The organism is Nitrosomonas oligotropha, from assembly GCF_900106555.1.
Taxonomy (GTDB): Bacteria; Pseudomonadota; Gammaproteobacteria; order Burkholderiales; family Nitrosomonadaceae; genus Nitrosomonas; species Nitrosomonas oligotropha_A.
The window spans coordinates 1-23,685 of sequence record NZ_FNOE01000036.1; the positions used below are offsets into that span (position 1 = coordinate 1).

The following is a 23,685-nucleotide window of genomic DNA, read 5'->3' on the forward strand; positions in this document are numbered from 1 at the left end:
TGTTTTCCTTTTTATTGGTTGATCTGCCCAGATCTTTACCAACAGGTTACACCGCTTTCTCCTCTACTGTCATACACCAGAAAAGATCATAGCTCTGCGTTGAAACCAATTCGCTTGCTGTTCGAGTGACAGGCTACTGAGATCGCACACCCCATTAAATTCAGGATTCTTTTTAGCGATATGATTAGCCAACTTGGCCAGTGTCTTGGTCTGGCCTATGCCAACACACACCGGTAATCCCGTCCATTGTTTAATGCGTTTCCGGATTTTCTGCCCATAACTGGTATGGCTGTGTCTTTTGAATCCGGTAAGATCGAGAAAGCATTCATCAATCGAGTAGATTTCCTGTTCAGGGCTGAACATGCCCAAAATGCTCATGACGCGATTGCTCATGTCGGCATAGAGCGCATAGTTGGATGAATAGGCGATGATGCCGTGTTTTCTGGCCAAGTCTTTTAGTTGAAACCACGGCTGCCCCATTTTGACGCCTAGCGCTTTGACTTCGTTACTCCTGGCCACTGCACAACCGTCATTATTGGATAGTACGACAACCGGCCTGCCTTCCAGTTTGGGATTGAATACCCGTTCACAACTGACATAAAAATTGTTAACGTCGATTAACGCGATGGAACGATTATTCATGATTGATACGATGCGATAACAGCGATGGTTTTTCTGCAAAAAACCGGCAATAGTTTGCTTATTTAAAGCGACGGAATGATCCGATCACCACACCAAAAATCTCAAACTGAGTATCGGGACGAATGTAGATGGGCCGGTAAGTGCCCGTTGAATTGGCTGGCATCAGTCGTGGCATCTTGTTTGCACCATGATCAAGAATTTTGATAGTAAATTCCCGATCCACCACCGCTAGTACAATATCGCCGATACCGGGCGTTTTGGAACGATCCACCACCACTTTATCCCCCGGTAGCAAACCGACATCGATCATCGAATCCCCCTTGATCGTCACGAAAAAGGTTGATGCTGCATGATCAATCATAAATTCGCTGATATCCAGGCGCTTCTCGACATGATCGTCCGCTGGGCTGGGAAAACCTGCTGCCACTTTGGTAGAAAACAATGGCAATAGCGTCGGTTGTTCACTGATCGCGGGCGTGAAAAACTCATCGACTTCGATTTCTGTGATGGCATTCTCACCCGCAGCATTCGCTCTTTTGCGTTGCCAGGCTTCCAAAAAGCTTTTGATCGTTGCCGTCTGGCTTTGCGGTATGCGCATTGTCACTGTTGATTCGCCATACTTACCCTGACCAGCTGGCCTGCCTGCATTTTCTCGTTTTCCGCCTCGATTTGACATGTTTGAATACTCCATGAATGAAATATGTTACATCATTCAAACATGGAGCATAGGGTCATGTCAACTATATGAATCGGACCGATTTTCTGGTGACAGTAATGAAACTGAAGTTACAGTGACAAATAGAAGCAGCAGAATTACTCGAGTACAATACCTTGTGCTTCTTATTCCATTTGCTATCAACTCAAATCAAGCAAATTATTTTCAATTTCATATGTACGTTGTTCTGTATAGATATTTGCACTAGCGGCACGTTTGCATGGCAGTATCTGCATACTATTCAGTACGCTTACCAAATCATCGATACATCCTTCAGGATCGATTGTATAGCTCGACCCCCAGCATCGCCAGAATTGCCAGCCTACTCTCTCCATAGTCCGTTGCCGCTTCCAGTCTTCCATCCATTTTTCAGGCGGATGATATTTGTCGCCATCTAATTCTATTGCCAATCTACGGTCATTTTCCCCTTCAACAACTAAGTCAATTGAAAATGCACCTACTCTTACTTGAGGCGTGATGTTATATCCTTTTTCAACGAGTCTTTTATAAACATCTCTTTCGAAATCTGAATCACATAAATCAATAGAATTACCAATACGTTCATATTGAGGCATAGGTGCTAGGAAATGACGCAGTATCTTCAAACGTAAGTCTGATTCATTAGTAAGATTTTCTTCCTGAAGACTCCGATAGAGATACATCCTATCTCTTGCTCTAGATAATGCAACATTAAATCGCTGCTCTGCTTCCCGTTTAGTCGCTGGTGAACCTGTTGACTTAGCCTTAATAGGGTTGTAGCTATCGACCATTGACAAAAATATAATATCCCTTTCTTTACCTTGAAAAGTTGCAGCATCGCCACAAGCCATTTGATAATCTTGATATACATCTTCCCCCAATGTAGTCAGCAACTTGTCTTGAATATATTTTGCCTGTTCATTCCCTAGCAACGAAATAACACCAATACTTCGGCCATTGAATTTGGGGTCGGAAACCAATGTTTGTATTTCAGATATAATTGCCTCAGCTTCTAGCTCATTGATCTTCTTCCTTTCGTCACGACAACCGCCTTTGACAAAAACATCAATTAAAGGAGGAGTAAGTTTCTCGGAAGATTTTGGTATTCTTAATGGAATTAAGGGTTCATTATAAAATTGCATACTAAACCGTATTATTGGTTCAACACATCGGAAATGCTCCGTTAACATTATACGCTGACCGGGAAATGTGGCATTGGCTAGATCATATATAGAAACTCCAGGAAGGAGCAGTTCTGAGAAAGGCTGATCCTTGAGAAAATTATGTTTAAGCTGGAGTATTTTTTCCTCAGCAATAAATGCAGCAGTCGGGCTCACTTGTTTATCATCACCAACTATTAATAATTTTTTTGCCCGTAATATAGCAGGTAGTGCTGTTATGTCAGATTGTGATGCCTCATCAATGATCACTAAGTCAAAAGAACCAAAATCTGAAGGCAGACTCTCACTAACACGCCATGTGGGCATAATCCAACATGGGACCCCACCATAACAATCTTGCATTGCTCTGTAAGCATCTTTGCGGTGTCTAGGTGCTCTTTTTCCTGTGCCTTTACCAATTTTTGCAAGGGAAGACAAAAAACGCATTAAAGCACCTTGAACTCGCTCTGTCATGCTCTTGTGTAAACCGATATTCGTTTTTAATCTTACAAGCTCAGTAAACGTCTTCTTTAAATCATGATCTAGCATCGATCTTTTATTCGACAGTCTTTTAAGTTGATCACGCCCATCTATCGCGTGTAAATATTGTTTGCATCGTTTCCATTGCCATGTGTCATACCAGTCAACTGGGGTCAACTCATCATCAGTTCCTAACAACGGCTCAGATTTTAATTTGCTACTCCAAATTGGCGCTCCAGAATCTGATATTTTGTCCGCAATTACTTCAATCTCATATAGAAAGCTAGAAAGTTCATTCAATCTATTCAATTCGATAATAAGCCCTTGCCACTCCTGGATTATTTTATCCGAGGAATACGCTGGATTACCTATAGTGCTCTCAATAAATTTTCTTATGTTTTTTGATATTTCACCATCAGATTGAGTTAGCTTAACCATTAAATCTTGCAACTTCAAACGTTGTGAACCAAGACTTATACGCGATGTATTAAACTCAATTGCTTGAATAGTTTTTACAATTTCTACCTTATCTCTAGCAAGTTTTGAAACTTCAATCCCATGCGGAAACAGCTCCGTAACTTCACGACTTAGAAAAGTCCATTCGTTTGTTATTTTTTTGGCGCTTGTGATTAAATTATAAACAAAGGAAATTTCTGTATATAAACTGCCATAAGTATATGTAAATTTGGGAAATCCTAATTCCTGGCCAGCATGGTTCCATTTGATGATAAATTTTCTCATCTCGTCTTGAAACATTACATAATCTAGAACTATTTGCCACTGCTCCACATTTTTAGGTTTTTCGCCATCTACACTTACTTGATGAATAATTTCTTTGATATCTTTGTTGCCAAAAGAAAATATACTAAATGCCCTCTTGCCATTTGCAAGATTTTCTAAGGCTGCTTTTGCATTTTCTATACAGGAAGAGACATCAGCAATCTCTACAAAGGTTGATACAAATTTCTGCCTTTCCTTAATCAAGGAGGATAGAGCATTTAACAAGCTGGCAAAAAGATCGCTGTTCTCCAAATCATCTTTAGTATATTCAATCCCTGAATTGTAAATCTGCTCTAGCCAATCATGTTTTTTAAAGTGATCTAGAAGTTCAGACAATTGTTTTAGTGGCGTGACTAGATTTCTTGCTCGATCAATAGATCTTTCAACCGAAACTGCGAGAGGAGGTATATGGCTATTCTTTGAATTGTTTTCAATTTCTATGGAGGTTAAAAGATCATTATGGATAGCTGCTATGTTTGCACTATCGAGCATATCCTGCAATTGGGGTAGGTTCTTGCCTACATAAATAATATCTTTTCCAACCTTGCGTCTAGAGGCTCTAATTTTTGCGATATCTGAATCAGTAAACCTAGGTACATACTCTTCTGAAGGACCAAGCTCGTCTGGTAACCATCCATGGTTGCCAGAATCGTTTATAACTTGTTGAGCCAATTCCATTGCAGTTATACCAGTGTTTGCGCCAGTAAACTGTTTCTCAACTGGATTAAGCTGCTTTAGCCCCCACTCCTTTATTTCCGAGTCAATTTGGGTAATCTCGTATTTAATTTGTTTGACTCGTAACTCACTCGCTTCTATATCCTGCTTTAAATCTCTTACGCTAGTTTGGCTAACCAAAGCAGCTAGCAATTGCACAGCAGTTTCAAGCTGTTTCATACCTTGTCTTTCATTTGCAAGAAGACTTATCGTTAAGCTTCTTAGCTCTTCAGGTATTTGCTCTTGTAGTACTGATAATGCAGATTCGCCTTTAGATGTAACTAGTACGCTCCGCCCTGTAGCTAAATAATGACAAATGATATTAGCAATAGTGTGAGTTTTTCCCGTGCCGGGGGGGCCCTGAACCACAACCCCATCATTTTCTTCCAGCCTATCAATTATTTGAATCTGTGATTCATTGAAAGCTTTAGGAAAAAATAGTTCTGAACTTTGGTTATTGTGTGATGATAGAGTTGGCGAAGATGGGGGCGAATCACCATCTAAGCAGATACTGCCGCTTGTTGATATTGGTTTTTTGTCGGATAGTTCAGTAATTAGTCTCTTTGTTGGATTGGGAATATATCCTACTAACTTTTCTGATCCCTCAAGATTTTTTTGAAAACGCTCAATATCTTGTACAAAATTAGTTGTACTCCTGGGTCTTGCAAAAATCACCCAGCTATCTGATATTTCAAGAGATTCACTTACTTTGTTTGGTTCTCGGTTCTCTTTATTAGGATTTATATCTGGCCAATATATTCCGCTTTCACTCAAATGCGTTGCTGCCTGTCTAAGTACAGACTCAAAGCTCTCATGGATATATGGAGAAAACTCAACATCCTCAGACAATTCAGAAAAATATTTTTTGCTGAAACGCAACAATGTGTCTACGCCTGGATTTTCTAGAGCAAAGAATGCGCTAATTGCAAGCGTTGGTTCAATGTTTCTTGGACGTATAAGGATAGCGCCATCTTTTCGGTCAACTTCAATTTCAATCGGCTTTTCAAGTAATGGATAATCAATTTTATGACCTTTACATGACCAACGAACTATCCCAATACCCAATATCAATTCATTAGGCTGCTCATCACCTTGAGCTTCAATGTTTTGTTGCAGACTAAATAAAGAGTCGTATAACTTAATAGTTTCTCTACGTGGCTTTTCTTCTTCAGACCAAGGTAACCATTGTTCGTTAACATAAGCATCTATATCTTTTTTTAGCTGCGGAATATTTCCAAGCCGAAATATCACATCCTTAATTTTTATATCAGCAATTCGTTCGTTTAAAGGTTCGACAACATCCTTTTCTGCAACAACTCCATCACTAACAAGCTGATTAGCCTCAGCCTCAGGTAAGGTCTTTATTAATTTGTCTTTGATTTGCGGATTGCTTTCTGGATCATTTCCAATAGATACCCATTCTTTAACATGTTCAGGGAGAGTTGGAGGTGCTATCCTCTTTAATCGTTCTATTCTAAGCCAGATGGAAATGCCGTCGGTATCGACAATATTATGCTGGATACCAATTTTACCCTTTAGTTCGTGTTCCCATATATTCAGCTGCTTATACTCATCAATCCTAAAAACAGGTTTTTGATTGAGAATTCCCAAATGACGTACATAGCCAAGAAGCTCATTCAAACGTTCGATTGTTTTGGAATTCGTTTTCTCAATTTCGTTAATCACATTTCTTTCCTATGATCTGTTTAGTCTTCTTAAAACATAAAAAGTAATTATAAAGTTTCAGCATTACCTACTTTACTCTACCGCATTATCTTGGCTGAGAACGCTCCCGCAATTTCTCATAAAGCTGTGCCGGGCCAAGCAGTATTTCTTGCATCCCGTTGCGCACTTTTTCTGAATCCAGTGCCTGTTTGCTCATCGTGCTATGCGCTGCAAAAGCATCCATGATGGCATTCATCAGTTCCTTGGCTAGATCGGGAGAATTTGAGAATTGTTCTTTGGTATTGTTAGAAGCTTGCTGGATAAGAATTTCTGATTCAAGCAGCTTTCCCTTGATCACATTATTCACATAAACCAGCCGGTCATCTTCGGTAATATCGCCTTCAAACAAATCATTCACTTTAGCAATGATTTCATTGAGCAGGGCTTTTTCCTTATCTTGCAGAACACCGCTGCCCGACTCCGATAACGGTTTTAGTTTGGGATTATCGCTATCGCCAAGCGGAATGGTTCTTTTACCTTGATTCTTAAGATTATGGTGGGTCAGAATAACTTTGGAGAGATCGAGGCTGGTGCGTTCCCGGCCAAACTCCAGCAGCGGCAGTAACCGCTTGTAAAAATAGAAGCGTTTTTCAATCGCGGTATTCCCATAGTCAAAGATTTGCGACAGAAAGGCGTACATCCGCTGGAATGCCGTCATGTCGTGCTTGAACAACACCAGCGCATTCAATTCATTCTGGGCTTCTTCAGTTGTTTTGGCATCCTCTTTGGCATTGGCAATTTTCAGTTTTTCCTGAGCAGCTTTGTACCGGTTTAACAGTCTGGACACCATCGGTTCCAATGCGGCAGCTAGGTCACTTTGCTTGGAATTGAGATTAAACTCGACTGCAACCACACGCTCTACCTCAAAATCGTCGTAATAACCGGCGGCATCCAGTTTCATGCGCAGATCATAAACAAGATGCGGGTCTGTAACTCCCGATAACTCAGCAGTGTCGTAATAAGATTTGAATGCTTTAAGGATCTCTTCCGGATCATTAACGAAATCGACGACATAGGTGGTATCTTTGCCGGGATGAGCGCGGTTTAATCGGGACAACGTTTGCACCGCCGCAATGCCTGCCAAGCGTTTATCGACATACATGCCGCATAGTAGCGGTTGATCAAATCCCGTTTGGAATTTGTTGGCCACCAGAAGGATTTGAAACTCATCCGTGTCAAACGCATCGCGGATATCGCGCCGCTTTAAATTAGGATTCAAGGTTTGGCTAGTTTCGGTAAAAGGCTCGGGGCCGGATTGTGGATCATTGACCTCACCCGAGAAAGCTACCAAGGTACTGATCTTGTAGCCTTGCGCTTGAATATACCTATTAATGGCTAATTGCCAGCGTACCGCTTCAAGACGGCTGGATACCACGACCATTGCTTTGCCTTGTCCATCCAGCAGTGGCGCTACATTGTCACGAAAATGTTCTACGACGACTTGTACTTTCTGGCTGATGTTGTAGGGATGCAGCTTGACCCAGCGCATAATGCCCTTAAGCGCTTCGCTGCGTTCCACTTCCTTTTCATCGAGCTCCTGGCCGTTATGCGCCAATTTGAACGCCAGCTTATACGGGGTGTAATTCTGCAACACATCTAGGATGAAACCTTCTTCTATCGCTTGGCGCATCGAGTAGACATGAAACGGTGCCGGTAAATTATTGCTGCTTGCCGGTAAATCGGGATTGGGTCGGCGGCCAAACAGTTCCAGGGTCTTGGCTTTGGGCGTAGCGGTAAAAGCGACATAACTGATGCCGCCATCCGCCGAACGAGCGGCCATTTGTGCAGCCAGCAAATCTTCAGTGCTGATTTCACCGCCGTCGTTTAATTCCTGCAATTCCTCGGCGGATAAAACCGCTTTGAGCTTGGCAGCTGCTTCTCCCGTTTGTGATGAATGCGCTTCATCGGCAATCACGGCAAAGCGCTTGCCTTGTGTTGCCGCAAGTTCTTCCACGGCTTTGAGCGCAAAAGGAAAGGTTTGAATGGTGCAGACCACGATTTTCTTGCCACCCGCGAGCGCCGCTGCCAATTCAGCACTTTTACTGGCGCTTTCGCCCTTAATGGTTGCTACCACACCGGTTGTACGCTGGAAGTCAAAAATGGCATCCTGCAACTGACTATCTAATACTTCCCGGTCGGATACCACCAGCACGGTATCAAACATCTTTTCGTGATTGGGTTTATGCAAATCGGCCAGAAAATGCGCTGACCAGGCTATCGAATTGGTTTTGCCGGAACCGGCTGAATGCTGGATCAGGTATTTGCCGCCGGGACCTTCCGTCAAGACGGCTATCAGCAGTTTGCGGGTAGCATCCAATTGATGGTAACGGGGAAAAATGATGCTCTTGATCAGTTTTTTGTTATCTTTCTGGGTTACCAGATAGCGGCCTAAAATCTCCAGCCAGCTATCACGCTCCCAAACACTCTCCCATAAATACGCCGTGCGATGGCCGCCTTTTTCATTCGGCGGATTGCCTGCTGCGCTATTGTTTCCGCGATTGAAGGGCAGGAAATAGGTTTTCGCACCTTCCAGCCTGGTAGTCATTCGCGCTTCCATGTTGCTGACGGCAAAATGCACCAACGCACCATTTGGAAACGATAACAAAGGCTCACTAGCGCTTTGCCCTTTGGGGCGCGGCAAACGATCAAAACGGTATTGATCGACGGCATCATCGACCGATTGAGTGAAATCGGTTTTGAGTTCGACAGTTGCCACCGGAATACCGTTGAGGAAAAATACCAAATCAATCGCGTTTTCGTTATGCAGGGAATAGCGCACTTGGCGAATCACGCGCAATCGATTCGCTTCATAGCGCTTGAGAATGTCCGGATTGATGGCTGAGGCGGGTTTGAATTGCGCTAACTCCAACGATTGACGCAATCCGATCATTTCTATACCACGCCGCAATACATCCAAAGTACCACGCTGATTGATGGAATCACGTAATCGAGTCAGCAATACGTCTATTGCCTGTGTGCCGTGATTCTTCTGTAACGTTTCCCAGGCTTTGGATTGAATAGCTTTGATCCATTCCACTAAGTCGGATGGAAATAATGCCTGTGCCCGGTCATAAGCTTGCGCATCGCCTTCAGTATATAGCCAGCCGTTAGCTGCCAAGTAGTCGCAGATCTCAGTTTCAAGGTGGATTTCTTTGTGCAAACTCACTATAGTAACCCTTGGATTAATCCGATCCCTTATTTTCTAACCAGATCAGATTAGAGAGATCAAATAATAGCTTTTGCCTTTCTTCCAATTCATCTGGGCCAAATTCTTCTAGCGGTTTAAAAGAAAGCTGATTTGATTCTGCAAATCCAACAAAATCCAGTTTACTTTTATAAGTATCTGCCCGAAGTGTTTCATTCCAATAGAGAGTGTTGGCATATGACTTTAGTTTTTCGCTATAAACTTCGTTATTGCTAGAAATATTATCCTTTCCTTTTAACATCAGTACACCACCCAATCTATTCCTTTCTTGTTCGAATCGTTCTTCATCACTTCCAAACAAGTCCAGATTTTCAGTATTACGTGAAAGAATGTGTTCTATGTGAAAGCCTGTCTTGACGCCTCGTAACGTCACTAAGTCTTTCAATTCATGCTTCATCTGTAATTTCATTCCACCAGCTAGCAACTTTTCTATCCGACCAAAGAAATAACGGATAAATCTAGTATTGAGCCGGTCAATTGACATTGGACGAAATAGTGCATAGCTGAAAACTTGATTTATAGTCATTGCTCTTCGTTCTTCAAGTTCAGCAATCAGGTGCTTCTCAAAAACTTCAGGTATATTTTTTACAGGTATTTCACGAATCTCTACGCTAATATCAAACAATCGTGTGGCAAATTCGTTTGAATCATAAGCTCCCTGTAGTTGTAGTAGTGAAAATATTCGATCTAATCCAGAAGAAACGACTCGAATCTTTTCTATCTCTTCAGGATCATCCACTTTGCAGGAAGATAGAATCAACATAAATTGGCTGTCTAGCTCGTTCAGGCTGTTGTAATATACGGCTGGGTAATTTGTATCTTCTTTTTGCGTTGCTTGCCAAATCTTCGTGTAAAGATTCGTGAAGTAGCGAAAAGTCTCTTTCAGGAAGGCTTTTACTTCAACAGGATTATGATCAAGCTTTAGTGAAAGATTAATATCGGTTTTAAACATTTCACGATGATAATCGCCATCGAATCGTTGGCCGATTTTGCGATTTTCTGCAAATTTCGCTTTCAACCAATAGCGAAAAAAACTATCAATCTCGTCTTCTTTAAAAGCATTTACGGCCTGGAGCTGATTTTCCCATGTCTCGTTATATTTACCTTTGTCTAACTCCACCTTGTCGATCTGGCCAAGTAGCTTACCTTTTAGTATTTCGTATGGCTTTAAACGCACACCTCGATCATTTATAACCTCGAATACCATGGGCACATGTGTCGTATCTACCGAGAGATTAATAAGTACCAGTCTAAATAGAAAATAATGAACAAAAGTATCAAAACACTGTAATGAGTTTAAGCGCTTATCCAGTTCACTACTAATTAGAAGGTAGTTCTTCACCATATTTACTGCTGTTATACCCGTGCTAGTATCGATTCCATTTGGGTCATACCCAGCCATTAAATTTTCAAGTACATGCCGATGTTTTACATGATTCATCCAGAATTCATGTTCAGTTCCAGAATAACCTGCTATTTTACGTTCCAACCATCCTTTCGTTTTTGATTGGAGTGTAGTGGCTTTCGTCAACAGCTTGAGTAAGATCAATGTAAGTGTTGTTAATCGCTGCTGCCCATCAACCACAAATACGCGTCCATTTACCGTATTAGTTACATATGTATTGAGGTAATACCAAGGATAGCGTGCGTTAATATTTTCTTTATTAGGCTCTAAATCCGAGTGATTATGGTATGTCTCATCAAACTGATAAAACACATCATCTAATAAGCGGCGCACAGGTTCTTCTGTCCACTTATAGTCTCGTTGGTAGAAATCAATGAAATAGACTGTGGTAGAAAATGTCTGATCAAGATTTTGTTTGTCTGGTTGGATTTCCATCTCGATTTTTCCTCGCTTTGATTATTTTTCTTCGGATAAAGCAAGTTCACGCACATCGATCTGGCCGGTAACGGCGGCAGAAATCAGGGCAGCGCGGCGTTCTTGCAGCAGGTCGATGGTGCGCTGAGCTTCGGTGTTCAGGGTTGCCAATTTCAGCAGCTCACGGTCAACAAATTCAACAATCAGCTTTTGTTCTGTTACAGGTGGTAATCCAAATCGAAAGTTACCTATGGCTTCTTGACTCATGGTTGGAATAGTACTACCTGAATTACTCACCTCAATTAGAGCTTGGATTACTGGAGTGTTGAGGATGAAGAACAGAAAACGTGGAAAGCAGATGATGTTCTTATAGAGAACGAGTTGCGGGTTTATCGTCATGGGATGATCGACCAATGACACGTAAGCGACCTTTCCGAAGGTTGAGCCGGTCTTCACCATAACGATATCTTCTGGATGGATCATGATTTCAGGTGATTCAGTGTATTTTGCCCAGCTTATATATGTGCTCTTTAAAACGGAAACCACTCCATCAGCCATGTTGCTTGGACTAAGCGTGATTGCTCCTTCTCCCTCGTCGACGATATCGGCCGTCGTATAGCCACGGTACCCAATTCGCCCATACAGTTTGCTGACCGCCTTCAGTGGCTTGATCTCCCAATGCTCCGGCACCTCCCCCAACCATTCCACACCAGAATCCTTCATCGGCACATCAGGATTCAAACCTTTAGTAACCGCATGGGAAATAACTGCCTGCCGTTTTTCTTTCAGTAGCTCGATGAGCCGTTGCTGTTCGGCTATCAGTTCATCAATTTTTGCGGTTTCAAGATTGAGGAAGTTGACGATAGCGAATTGCTCTTGAACAGACGGTAAAGGAAGAATGAAACTCCGGAATTGATCTTGTCCAAGATTTTGCATGCTGGAACTCGTACCAGTGCATGCCACTTGCACTTGTGATCGGTAAGAAGCTGTCAACGTCCAGTAATGAACAAATGCCGGATGTGCAGTGTAAAAAGTCACTTGCCAAAGACGATCAGGAAGGAATAGGTTGCTTCTCTTTTGCTTTACTAATCCAGCTGCACCAACCAATTCTGGTGTATTCATACGACTAACTATCAAAGAATTGAGTTGCAAAGGGCATGAAGCCCGATCATATTCCGAAGTGACAATAGCTTTATTTTCATCAGCATCAAACTCACCACTATAAACACAACTTGTTTTAAGTACACCAAACTCATTACTGTTTGCTGGTATATCAGTTGAATTAACACTTGTTCCAGATTCTATGTTGGCTAAAATATACTTTAAAAAAGATACTTCCCAATGCTCCGGTACCTCCCCCAACCATTCCACACCACTATCCTTATACTTTTCATAACGCGGGAAACTCATGCCGATAATCCTTTAATCATCGTCAGGATTCGGTCAGTACATTGCTTCAAATCCGCATCAATCTCAGACAGTGGACGGGGTGGTTCAAACACGTAAAAATGCCGGTTGAACGGTATTTCATAGCCGATCTTGGTTTTTTCGTGATCTATCCAGGCATCGGGTACATGCGGCAATACTTCACGTTTGAAATAAGTCTCCACATCTTCATGAAGTGGTACGTTTTCAGTATCACGCAGATTGCTATCGGCTGATGGCTGGCCTTTTTGTTTTCCCTTGATCGCTAACACAATCTGCCCATGCTCATCGCGTAATGGCCGTTCAACCGTGATGGTGCGATAGCCAAAGTCAGTGTTATTGAAAATCCGCGAAATCGGTTTCTTGCCTTCGTTCGCTTCGATGAATTGCCCAAACAAGCGAGTGATTTCTGCAATATGGTCATCGGATAGCTCTTTACGCTTAGAGCCTAAGCTTTTCCGCATTTTTTGCCAATAACCCGACGCATCGATCAATTGCACCAATCCCTTGCGCTGTTCCGGTTTGCGGTTGGAGAGTATCCATACATAGGTGGAAATGCCGGTGTTATAGAACATATCCGTCGGCAAGTCGATGATGGCTTCAAGCAGATCGTTTTCCAGCACGTAGCGGCGGATTTCGCTTTCACCCGAACCCGCACCACCGGTGAAGAGCGGAGAACCATTCAAAACAATACCAAAACGGCTGCCGCCATCAACGGCCGGGCGCATTTTGCTGATCAGATGCAGCAGGAATAGTAACGAACCATCGGATACACGCGGCAATCCTGGGCCAAAGCGGCCATTGAAACCTTGCGTTTCATGTTCCTTGCGGACTTCCTTTTCTACTTTCTTCCATTCCACGCCAAAGGGAGGATTGGAAAGCATGTAGTCGAATTTCTTGTGTAGGTGACCGTCATCGGAAAAAGTATTGCCAAAAACGATATTGGCCACATCCTGCCCTTTGATCAACATATCGGCTTTGCAAATGGCGTAGGATTCAGGATTCAACTCCTGGCCAAACATCGTTAAACGTGCTGCCGGATTGTGTTCGAACAAATATTCACCGGCCACCGATAACATGCCGCCTGTTCCTGCTGCTGGATCGTAGATAGTCCGAACCACACCAGGTTTTGCCAAAATATCATCATCTTCGATAAACAGCAGATTGACCATCAATTTGATGACTTCGCGCGGTGTGAAATGCTCCCCGGCGGTTTCATTGGAAATCTCGGCAAATTTGCGGATCAGTTCTTCAAACACCAAACCCATTTGACTATTGCTGACTTGATCCGGGTGCAGATCGACATTGGCAAAACGCTCGGTGACTTGATACAGCAATCCGGCCTTAGCCAAGCGCTCAACTTGCGTATAAAAATCGAAATGTTCAAAAATATCCCGCACCGCAGCGGAAAAGCCCTGAATATAAGCAAACAGATTTTCCTTGATGTGATCCTGATCCCCCATCAGCTTCTTCATATCCAACGGTGAAATGTTGTAGAAGCTTTGATTTGCTTTGCGCAGCAGAAAGGGTTCAGGATTCACGCCAGCGCTTTGCTTATTCGAGTATTCGGCTAATACAGCATCTTTGGTGGATTCCAGTACACAATCCAGACGGCGCAATACAGTAAAAGGCAGAATAACCTTGCCGTATTCGGATTGTTTGTAGTCGCCACGCAAAAGATCAGCGACCGACCAGATAAAGGCGGAAAGGGATTGATGATTCATACTTCCTTATTGTGGGTTTTTATTGTTGGTTCTGGTGTACATCATACGAATATTTATGTTTTTTGCCATGAGTTTCAACATAAACTTGTATTCAGATACAAGCTTTCAGCATAAGACAATATCGATTTGCCAGATCCTTCAATCAAATCCCCTCCTAAAACCTTTCAGTCACATATACTTTCTCTGAAATCTCGGCAAACATCGATTTAAAGCGGTTTTGCCACAATCACCAGCTTCAAATCATACGGCATCATTGGTTCCCGCGCTTCTTGACCTGTGTTTTCCCCTGATTTTCAGGCTTTTCTCCCTGTTTCTCCCCAATAAAACCCTTTTTTAGCATTTCTCATCCATCGAGCATCATCAATGCTCTCTTTCTTGATATTTTTAAGGAGTTTTCTATGGCTATTCAATGTCCCAAATGTAGTTCCACCTTGATTGCAGCCCGAAATATGGGCAAAAAAGTCTGTTGCGGCATCGGTATCGTCGCTGGCGGTGCTCAAGGTGTCTCGAATGCACTCAAAGGTGCAAAAATCGGCGGTGAAGTCGGAGCTTTCTTCGGCCCATCCGGTGTTTTCATGGGCCGAGTTGCCGGTGCGCTGATCGGCGCCATGATCGGCGGTGTTTCCGGCGGTATGGCTGGTGCACAAGTCGGGGAAATAATCGACGACCGGGTGCTGGATAACTACGAATGCCTGCAATGCGAGCATGTTTTCAGGATCGATTGACACACAATAATCCGATACACCTCGGTTTTAGTCGCTTTTTTGCTTTTCCGCTTTTCTATTTTTCTCTTTTATTCCCTTTTTCATCCACGCAAGTACCGGTCTATCGTTTTTTTGAAGCGATGGTCTCGTTACGTGCATTTTCATACTTACTCATAAGGAAAAACACACCATGTCACATCTCGTTCAAAATATGGCTTATTCCGGTACAACACCCTGGCACCAGTTGGGCAACCGCCTACCCGCCAAACAACCGATTGAAATCTGGGCGGAGAAAGCCGGGATGGATTGGAGTATCTGCGAAGCACCAGTGCGCTACATGACCGAACAAATCGGATCATTGGGTTCATTGCGGTCGTTTGATGAACAAAAGGTGCTGTACCGCAGTGACACCAAAGCACCATTATCGGTAGTCAGTGAACGCTATCAGGTCGTTCAGCCCAAGACCATTCTGGAGTTTTATCGCGATCTCACCGAAGTATCCGGCTTTGAACTCGAAACTGCCGGGGTTCTCAAGGAAGGCAAGAAATTCTGGGCTTTGGCTAGAACTGGCAAGGAAGCCAGGCTCAAAGGCGATGATGCCGTCAACGGTTACATTCTGCTTGCCACCTCCTGCGATGGCACACTAGCCACTACCGCAACACCTACCACCATCCGCGTGGTGTGCAACAACACATTAGCCATCGCGCTCAAAGGCGCCAGCAGCGCCATCAAAGTGCCGCACAGCACCAGCTTCGATGCGCAAGCCGTCAAAAAGCAACTCGGTATCGCCGTTTCGCAATGGGACAGCTTCATGTACCGCATGAAAACCCTGTCGGAGCGCAAAGTCAAAAGCCACGAATCGCTGAATTACTTCCTCAAAGTGCTATGCCAAACCGATGATCACGACAATCAACCCTCCGGCCTCAAGAATGAACGAGCGTTGAAAACCGTGCAATCGCTGTATGACGGCCACGGCAGAGGCGCACAACTGGCATCCGCCAACGGAACGGCTTGGGGGTTGCTCTGCGCAGTCACCGAGTTTGTCGATCACGAAAAAAGAGCTAGAAGTCAGGGACACAGACTCGATAGCGCATGGTTCGGCCAAGGTGCGAACCTGAAACAACGCGCTCTCGATTACGCGCTGCAACTGGTGGAATAAACCGCTACCGGTTCATTTATCCCGTAATACGAACCCATAGCATTCAATCATCCCGCGCAACCTTCAACTCATCCACCCCAGTCAATAGTGCATTGGCTGGGTTTTTTTCATTTTTGAAGAAAGAAAACTAACCCACCGGACAGGAAAAAATCATGAGCAACTCCCTAAAACCCGAAAGAAAGATAAAAATCCAACCGGCATTGAAACTCGTCAAAACCCGCGATCTCAACCGGGATCAGTGGCTGACCGTGCGCAAGAACGGTATCGGCAGTTCCGATGCGGCTGCGGCTGTCGGTCTCAATCCATACAAATCGCAACTGGAATTGTGGCTGGAAAAGACAGGACGCGATGGCAATTTGCCAAAAACCGACCCCAACGACGAATCCAGTCCGATGTACTGGGGGATTTTATTGGAACCCTTCGTTGCGGCGCAATACACCAAGCGTACCGGCAACAAAGTCAGGCGCATCAATGCGGTATTGCAACATCCCATTGAGCCTTGGATGCTGGCTAACATAGACCGGGAAGTGACCGGTGCGCCGGATGTGCAAATACTGGAATGCAAAACTACCGGTATCAACGGCGTAAAACTGTGGAAAGAAGGCGTGCCGGAATATGTCCAGCTTCAAGTCATGCACCAACTGGCGGTCACGGGTAAACAAGCGGCTGATGTAGCGGTGCTGATTTGCGGCCAAGAACTGCAAGTACACCGTATTGATCGGGACGAGACGATGATCAAGCAATTGATCGAGTTGGAGCGGCAATTCTGGCGTTTCGTGGAACTGGATCAAGCACCGCCTGCCGATGGTTCGGATTCTGCGGAATTGGCTTTGCGATGTCTGTATCCGCACGATAACGGAAAAACCCTCGATTTAAGCCGTGATTCCGAAATGTCACAAACATTCTCCGATTTACTGGCGGTCAGACAAGTATTAGCCGATCAAAACCAGCTCGAATCGCAATTGAAGCAAAAAATCCAGCAACGTCTGGGTGAGGCAACCAAAGCGCTGTTTGAAACCGGCGAAGTCACCTGGAAACGCAGCAAAGAAAAAACGGAACTGGATACTGACCGGTTGCTGAAAGAACAGCCTGATTTGCTGCAACGCTATGGCTTGACCAAACCGGGTTCACGGCGTTTTCTGATCCATGAATCAACCTAAATTCCCCTAAACCTAATTGCTATATTGCTATAGAAAGGAATCATCATGCTCAAAGGACTTGTATTAACACCCCCGGTGATTGGCCGGATAACTATCGGTAAAGTCGTGGAGAAGAACGGTAAACGATTGCCTGAGAAAGACGACGAATTTACGATTACCAGCCAAATACAAAACAAGGACGGCTGGATCAATCATCCGCTGAACGAAACCCTGCGTAAAGAACACGGCAACAAATTGCGCAATATTCCGGTAAGACTGCTGTTTAACGATCCGGATCTGAATTTACGCGCCAATTACACGTTGTTCGACCGGCAAACCGGCAGACCGGTGTGTGTTGGCAATGGTGAAACATGCCGCCGGGCAACCAATACGGGTATTCAATCATTTCCTTGTCCAGCACCGGAATCGTGCGAGCTGGCTAAGGGCGGCAACTGCAAACCTTATGGCCGGTTGAACGTTTGTATCGACGATGAGGATGAATTGGGCAGCTTTGTGTTTCGCACCACGGGATTTAACAGTATCCGCACGCTATCGACGCGGTTGCGTTACTTTGCTGCGGCATCGGGCAATTTGCTTTCAACATTACCACTGGAACTTCGCCTGCGCGGCAAATCGACCACTCAATCTCATCGCGCACCGATCTATTATGTAGATTTAACGATCAGGACAGGTATGACGATGGCTGGATCCATTGCCAAAGCCAAAACACTGGCCGATGAACGGAGAGCATCGGGATTTGATCAAGATGCTTTGGATGAAGCGGCTAAATTGGGTTTTGAGAATGGAGCGTTCGAGGATTCTGAGGAAGAAGGCGTTGCTGTGGTTGAGGAGTTTTATCTTGACGAAACTGGTGCTATACCACTTCGTAATCCAGACAATCAAGAAAAAAATCTAAAATTAATGGCAAAACTGAATCAGAAAGCAAAACATATTAATAATACTAAAAAATGCGAAGAACAAGAGATGTAACTCATCAAGCAATATCGTAATTAATTCTAGCCAATGATGGATTCATATCCAAAATTGGCTAGTGGCATAACAGCCATATACAGCGTCACTCATCTCTATCCTATCGGATATTCGTATGAACTAAATACTATTCCTTGATCTATTTTTTTGAGCTTAATTTTGTGTATCCAATTTATTACTACCCAATAGGAGTGCGTGATAATCGTTGTAAAAACTTAATTTGCAAACTGTACCAAGTTAATTCACTTGATGTACAGTGTTAAACGATATTCAATATTAATCATATAATTGCTGTTTTATAATTTTAAATCTGAGATTATTAAGTCGAGATAATAATAACTTTATCAATTGTGGTTTGCCTTGCTAATTTAGTGTCCAAATAACAGTTTAATTTTATTTTGGCATAGCAAAAGCTCAAATATTTAAATCAATCTTAGTGCTCGATTTTGTGAATTTGTAGTTGAACAGTTCTAAAGATTTTGATATCTTATAAAAAGGCAAGAGCGAGTTCTTTGCGCGCTTGTTTTTATTGTTTCAATGAAGTTAATGTCTCGTTGCTTGCAGCGAGGTGGCTTGTTAAATAACAGGAGACAGTCTATCGAGAAACGTTTTTTTAAGAATTACCCCACCATTTTAGGCCGTAATTTTGGCCCATCTATAATGCGACTGCATCAACAAAGATGCATATGAGCATACATAAAAGCTAGTGAACCCAAAGTCACTAAGCGACATAAAGAGCATCAAAAAAATATATTTGATGCGGAGCGTTGAGATTCAGACTCGCTCTTTAGATAAAAAAGTGGAATTTCTCCACAAATAAATTTTAGATTTTTAGTTTGTTTTTTTAAATAGAAATTTTTTAATTAATTTTAACTAGGAGGATCATGATTCTCGACAGCAACAATAGTCAATACCCAAATAATATTTTAATTAGAATCAAGACAGTAACGTTAATGACAGGACTTTCTCGGAGTTCCATTTATTCACGGTTGCAGCCAAGCTCCCCATACTACGATCCTGATTTTCCACGACAGGTGAAACTTGCAAATGGGAGCAAAGGTGCATCAGCGTGGTCACTGAAGGAGATTGAGGACTGGATTCGTACTCGTCTAAATAATCGTAAATAATATTTTAAAACCACCAGGATAAATTTCTTGTGGCGTAAATAAGTACATGATCGACTTCTAAGATTAGCTTAAGAACTTAGAAGTTTGATTTTGAAATTACTGACAAGCATGGGATTTTTAAAGGGAGTCCTTTCAGGTTATTTATATAATTAATATATATTATTTATTTTAATAACATTGATGAGTAAACTAATTTCTGGATATAAGAGCTATCTCCATCATTAGATCTATACTTTTTGATGTTTAGCTTGAATTAAAGGAGATGGTGCAATGCGTATTTCTCTCCTAAATTTCTTCAGAGATCCCATGCGCTCTTTAAATCTTAAAATTAAGAGGCAAATAAGATTATGAATAAGAAAAATATTTTCAGAGAAGAAAGCACAGAAGAAAGAATATATCGAGAAGCTATCTACAATCTAGTGTCAGATCATAATAATCCAGGCAAAACAAACCTACCGGATCATGAAAATATACCTGGCAACGCGATTGAGTATGCAAGTTGTATAAAGGGGTTGGATAAATTTTTGGAGGCATTTGTAAATCATAAATATCGCGATATGGTCTTAAAGCCCAGGTTTGATAAATTTAAGCGCATCATTAGAACTAGATATTCATGGCGCAGTTCTTATCTATCGAGTCTACCAAAATTTATTTTTTATGCTCGCAATCTTCCTCCGGAATGCATATACAGTGAAAGGATCGAAATATTTTTATCTGTTTGCGATGATTATTCATTCCCGGAGTATGATCAGAATATAACTGAATTCTGTCACGATCCCGACAAATACTTTCTTTTTTCTAATTGTAAAATTTCTCACAATGAAATGAGGTTAATTATTAACGGATTCTTCAGAGATTTATATGAAAAACTCCGTGATCCAAAAACAAAAAGAAAAATTCTTGATAGAGAAAGGGCTGTAGGGAAAAATTATAAAGAATGTGTCCATCAAATCGATAAACTTTTTGCAAGATTTGCGCGATTAGTGGTTTTGAGAATCGATTTCGGTTATCAAAAAGGGCAGAATGTAAATATCGAAGATCTTGCAAAAGACATCGACCATCTTCACAAGAACAAACGGCATAATAAACTGTTTGATCATCTGGTGGGCTACATTAATAAAATCGAATATGGACTAGAAAAAGGTATGCATGCACATACACTTCTATTTTATGATGGTTCGAAGCGAAGACCTGATAGCGATATTTATTTTGCAAAAGAAATCGGTGAATATTGGGTGAATCAGATAACAAAAGGCCGGGGAATTTATCGGAACTGCAATGCAGATAAAGCAAAATATGAAAGGAATAATCGTTTGGGCATCGGTGATATTCATGTTTCAGATGATGTAAAAATTCAAAATTTGTATGGGATTGCAGAATATTTCTGCAAATCTGAACAATACCTTAAACCGAGAACTCGCACGAAGATGAAATTATTGCGTAAAAGTTTTTCGAAAGAAACCGGGAAAAAACGAGGAGCACCTAGAGCACCTGAACCACCTAGAACACCTGAACCACCTAGAACAACCCAGGACAGCACTACAGAAGAAGATAAGTTACTCATTTGTGCGAGTGATAAGAAAGCAGCATGAGATGGCTATACCGTAGAATTTGATTCTTAAATAAGATCATTACATCGGGTAGGTATAATACCTACCCGATTGTGCAGTAGATTTTGTTAAAAATCAGTCACTGTTATCTTATGGTGTGTAAGTTTTGGATAGATAATTCTATGCTACGACTGTCGAGATAGTGCAGATTGGAGCGTGGTTGTGTGTTTGTAAAGATTCAAGGAAAACCCAAAGTAGAGCTGTATCAACATGAACTTTTCTAATACCCATTGATTTTGACACGGCGTTTATTGGTGATAGCCGTAGAAACGGTGTTCGTGTTCTTGTAAACCTGTTCATCATGAGTAGTTTGCAAGGCATAATGATGCAGGACATCTTTGACTCTTGAGATTTGTTCGGGCGGAATGAACACAGCATGCGCCGGTGAGGTGTACTGTCTTGTTGCGATTCAGGAATGCGGAAACTGTAGAACTCTAAGTTATTTGATTTGAATTTTACGCGAATCCGCGATTAAACTTTACTCAACCATTTTTGCGCTTGATATGACGAAATGTCATCAAACTTGGAATTGATTAGATTAACGTGGCGGATCCATAAAGAATCGCAAGCTCAGCTAATATAAGATTCAATATTCCCACTCGATTCTTAAGTGGGAATATATTTGTTATGAGTCTGTTTTTATCCCTGAGGCAAACTTAAAGCAAGCTATTACCTGTGTTGTCTTGTTTACACCTAGTCGGAAGGATGTGAAGGCTAACTTAGATCTAAGCGCAGATTCCCAATTTGTATACTATCGACAGAATTACCATCCTGATCATCACTGTAGGAAGTTTCAAATCCCCTTTGTGTCAGTTTTTCGCAACCTTTTTGATATGAAAATTCTTTTTTTGAATCTACTTCTTCTACTGAGCATTCCAAAAATTCTTTGACACGATTTACTGCGTCAATTACATTCGATCTATCTTCATCCGAACGCAGACGACCCATATGTGATTCATTATATATTGAGAACATTGAAATATCGTTACCACCATCTATTTCGATATCTATCAAAGATTCAAGAAATTTGATTACTTCTTCAAGCCCGCAACCCTCTTCAAGCCAGGAATCCTCTTCATGCGCTAAATCCGAATCCATAATTACTTTCACCTTTGCTAAAAGTTCAATTATAACTTCTACAAAGCGATAAATAAATCGAAATAGAATAATCCCTCGGCTAAATCTGGGGATTGATAAAGGTTTGACTAAGAGATACTGGTCTCTTGATACATTTAGCTTGACCAAAAATCAGAGGAGGATCATCAAATGTGAATTTACCTGAAACTGAAGCATATGACATGGGATTGTGAGATCACCTACATTTTTTCTAAAAAAAGAATGAAGATTATATTTAGAGCAATGGAAGAGCGCGACTTCGATAACGCAAAGATTTACAGTAAAAACAAAGAGTTTTGTAGGTAGTAATTCTGACAAGATGCTATTTTTAGCAACAGCCGGAATGGATTAAAAGAAGATAATGGAATACATTCGCAACCAAGAAAAAATAGGCATTATGATCAGCTTAAGCATGGTATCTGATGCCGCCCTTAAACAGCACCAGCTTTCCCTCCTTTGAGAAACATGTAAACACTACCCTTCGGCTTTTTCGTAGGTGATTTAACTTGATTCTGCAAGATGTAAGACAAATCAAGGTAAGGAAATATAATTTAAAAAAGTGTCTTTGCATAACCGGTTCTTTCGACTTCTGAAAAATTATAAGCACTTTATTATTTATGCTACAAGCAAATAGAAAAGTTCAAGAAAATAGTTGTGCTAAGGCTTACAAATTTTTTATTCCTCGACCAATGATTTAAATTGCTGAGCTAAAAATTGACCAAGGTCAGCACTGACGGCAACAATCTACGCCGAGATTAAACTCCAGAATGAATTATTTCAGGCTGCCCCCCCCTCTCTGGAGACAATCGAACAAAGTATCTTAAGTGAGCACTTCTCGAACCATCACGGTAGGCAATTGCACAATACCGACTCTGGCTAAAGCTGCATTTCGTAATGTAGCTGGCCACCAACCGTCGCATGTGATGACGTATTATCAGTTCCTCCTCATCCTTTCCAAATAGAATCCAGGCATGTTCTGCCGAAAAGACTCAAAGCCCAAGCTTGGTCAATGATTCAGATGGTTAGGTGCTCAAGGAATGTCATGAAGCAAAAAAGGATAAAATGACCAACAAGTTTTGATCGCGATTTAAAGTTTTGTTGCATTATTTCTGGATTCGAATCCGTGTTTGGCATTTTTTTAGCATTTCCTATTCTTAGTCGAGTAATTTTATGGGGAAAGACTAAAGGCAAGACATAATTTCTTGTAACATGTATTTATATTTATATATCATTATATTAATGATATATATTGTCAGACGCCTTCTCCGCCAGTTTAAGGTCTCACCCAGACCACTCAAGACCAACTAAGACCCATAATAAACAGGGTGTTAGTTGCGTTTCTAAAAATGATCGACTGGTCTCAGTTGGTCTCCAAAAGCCTCGGTTGTGGCACAAAAATGACACAAAATTGCCACAAGTCATTTTTGCCGATGAGCGCACCGCAGCATACGGCACAGAAAAATGCCGCCGCA

The 23,685-nt window shown here is 42.1% G+C and carries 13 protein-coding genes and 1 pseudogene; 6 read left to right on the plus strand and 8 right to left on the minus strand.

Translation table 11 applies throughout. The annotated features are described in order from the left end of the window. Positions 1–99: 99 nt before the first annotated feature. The 7 genes and pseudogenes from BLU57_RS13795 to BLU57_RS13825 all read right to left on the minus strand — a co-directional run. Positions 100–642: pseudogene (locus BLU57_RS13795) on the minus strand (Y-family DNA polymerase); the annotation flags it as partial. A 58-nt stretch (positions 643–700) separates the two neighbouring features. After that, positions 701–1,318, minus strand: a complete 618-nt coding sequence (locus BLU57_RS13800) for a LexA family protein (protein ID WP_090322079.1) — start codon at positions 1,316–1,318, stop codon at positions 701–703. A 179-nt stretch (positions 1,319–1,497) separates the two neighbouring features. Then, positions 1,498–6,156, minus strand: coding sequence for an AAA domain-containing protein (locus BLU57_RS13805; RefSeq protein ID WP_090322082.1), 4,659 nt, complete (start codon positions 6,154–6,156; stop codon positions 1,498–1,500). An 85-nt stretch (positions 6,157–6,241) separates the two neighbouring features. Next, positions 6,242–9,361, minus strand: coding sequence for a type I restriction endonuclease subunit R (locus BLU57_RS13810; RefSeq protein ID WP_090322085.1), 3,120 nt, complete (start codon positions 9,359–9,361; stop codon positions 6,242–6,244). Positions 9,362–9,377: 16 nt separating this feature from the next. Then, positions 9,378–11,240, minus strand: coding sequence for a DUF262 domain-containing protein (locus BLU57_RS13815; protein WP_090322088.1), 1,863 nt, complete (start codon positions 11,238–11,240; stop codon positions 9,378–9,380). 21 nt (positions 11,241–11,261) lie between these two features. Then, complete coding sequence (locus BLU57_RS13820) at positions 11,262–12,629, minus strand: restriction endonuclease subunit S (RefSeq protein ID WP_090322092.1); 1,368 nt, start codon at positions 12,627–12,629, stop codon at positions 11,262–11,264. Continuing rightward, complete coding sequence (locus tag BLU57_RS13825; RefSeq protein WP_090322095.1) at positions 12,626–14,368, minus strand: type I restriction-modification system subunit M; 1,743 nt, start codon at positions 14,366–14,368, stop codon at positions 12,626–12,628. Before BLU57_RS13825 ends, BLU57_RS13820 begins: the two co-directional genes overlap by 4 nt. 398 nt (positions 14,369–14,766) lie before the next feature. Here BLU57_RS13825 and BLU57_RS13830 point away from each other — a divergent pair, with 398 nt between their 5' ends. From BLU57_RS13830 to BLU57_RS13855, 6 genes are all read left to right on the plus strand, one after another. Beyond that, entirely contained in the window at positions 14,767–15,093 is a 327-nt protein-coding gene (locus BLU57_RS13830; protein ID WP_090322098.1) for a hypothetical protein, read from the plus strand. Between the two features lie 169 nt (positions 15,094–15,262). Then, a complete protein-coding gene (locus BLU57_RS13835; protein ID WP_090322100.1) occupies positions 15,263–16,231 on the plus strand; it encodes a DUF932 domain-containing protein in 969 nt (322 codons plus the stop codon). A 152-nt stretch (positions 16,232–16,383) separates the two neighbouring features. After that, positions 16,384–17,391: a YqaJ viral recombinase family nuclease gene (locus BLU57_RS13840; protein WP_090322103.1), complete on the plus strand. Its 1,008-nt coding sequence runs from the start codon at positions 16,384–16,386 to the stop codon at positions 17,389–17,391. A 45-nt stretch (positions 17,392–17,436) separates the two neighbouring features. Continuing rightward, positions 17,437–18,360 carry a recombination directionality factor gene (locus tag BLU57_RS13845; protein WP_090322106.1) on the plus strand — a complete coding sequence of 308 codons (924 nt, stop codon included), beginning with the start codon at positions 17,437–17,439 and terminating at the stop codon, positions 18,358–18,360. Positions 18,361–19,244: 884 nt separating this feature from the next. Continuing rightward, on the plus strand, positions 19,245–19,487 hold the full coding sequence (locus BLU57_RS16945) for a helix-turn-helix transcriptional regulator (RefSeq protein ID WP_090322108.1): 243 nt from the start codon (positions 19,245–19,247) through the stop codon (positions 19,485–19,487). 347 nt (positions 19,488–19,834) lie between these two features. After that, positions 19,835–21,079 (plus strand): YagK/YfjJ domain-containing protein, encoded by a 1,245-nt coding sequence (locus tag BLU57_RS13855; protein ID WP_090322111.1) that lies wholly within the window; start codon positions 19,835–19,837, stop codon positions 21,077–21,079. Between the two features lie 732 nt (positions 21,080–21,811). Here the strand turns inward: BLU57_RS13855 and BLU57_RS13860 are convergent. Further along, entirely contained in the window at positions 21,812–22,195 is a 384-nt protein-coding gene (locus BLU57_RS13860) for a hypothetical protein (protein ID WP_090322114.1), read from the minus strand. Between the last annotated feature and the right edge of the window lie 1,490 nt (positions 22,196–23,685).

Coding starts and splice junctions, on each gene's coding strand:
- BLU57_RS13800 (WP_090322079.1), bottom strand. CDS start 1,318: ATGTCAAATCGAGGCGGAAAACGAGAAAATGCAGGCAGGCCAGCTGGT.
- BLU57_RS13815 (WP_090322088.1), bottom strand. CDS start 11,240: ATGGAAATCCAACCAGACAAACAAAATCTTGATCAGACATTTTCTACC.
- BLU57_RS13820 (WP_090322092.1), bottom strand. CDS start 12,629: ATGAGTTTCCCGCGTTATGAAAAGTATAAGGATAGTGGTGTGGAATGG.
- BLU57_RS13825 (WP_090322095.1), bottom strand. CDS start 14,368: ATGAATCATCAATCCCTTTCCGCCTTTATCTGGTCGGTCGCTGATCTT.
- BLU57_RS13830 (WP_090322098.1), top strand. CDS start 14,767: ATGGCTATTCAATGTCCCAAATGTAGTTCCACCTTGATTGCAGCCCGA.
- BLU57_RS13835 (WP_090322100.1), top strand. CDS start 15,263: ATGTCACATCTCGTTCAAAATATGGCTTATTCCGGTACAACACCCTGG.
- BLU57_RS13840 (WP_090322103.1), top strand. CDS start 16,384: ATGAGCAACTCCCTAAAACCCGAAAGAAAGATAAAAATCCAACCGGCA.
- BLU57_RS13845 (WP_090322106.1), top strand. CDS start 17,437: ATGCTCAAAGGACTTGTATTAACACCCCCGGTGATTGGCCGGATAACT.
- BLU57_RS16945 (WP_090322108.1), top strand. CDS start 19,245: ATGATTCTCGACAGCAACAATAGTCAATACCCAAATAATATTTTAATT.
- BLU57_RS13855 (WP_090322111.1), top strand. CDS start 19,835: ATGAATAAGAAAAATATTTTCAGAGAAGAAAGCACAGAAGAAAGAATA.
- BLU57_RS13860 (WP_090322114.1), bottom strand. CDS start 22,195: ATGGATTCGGATTTAGCGCATGAAGAGGATTCCTGGCTTGAAGAGGGT.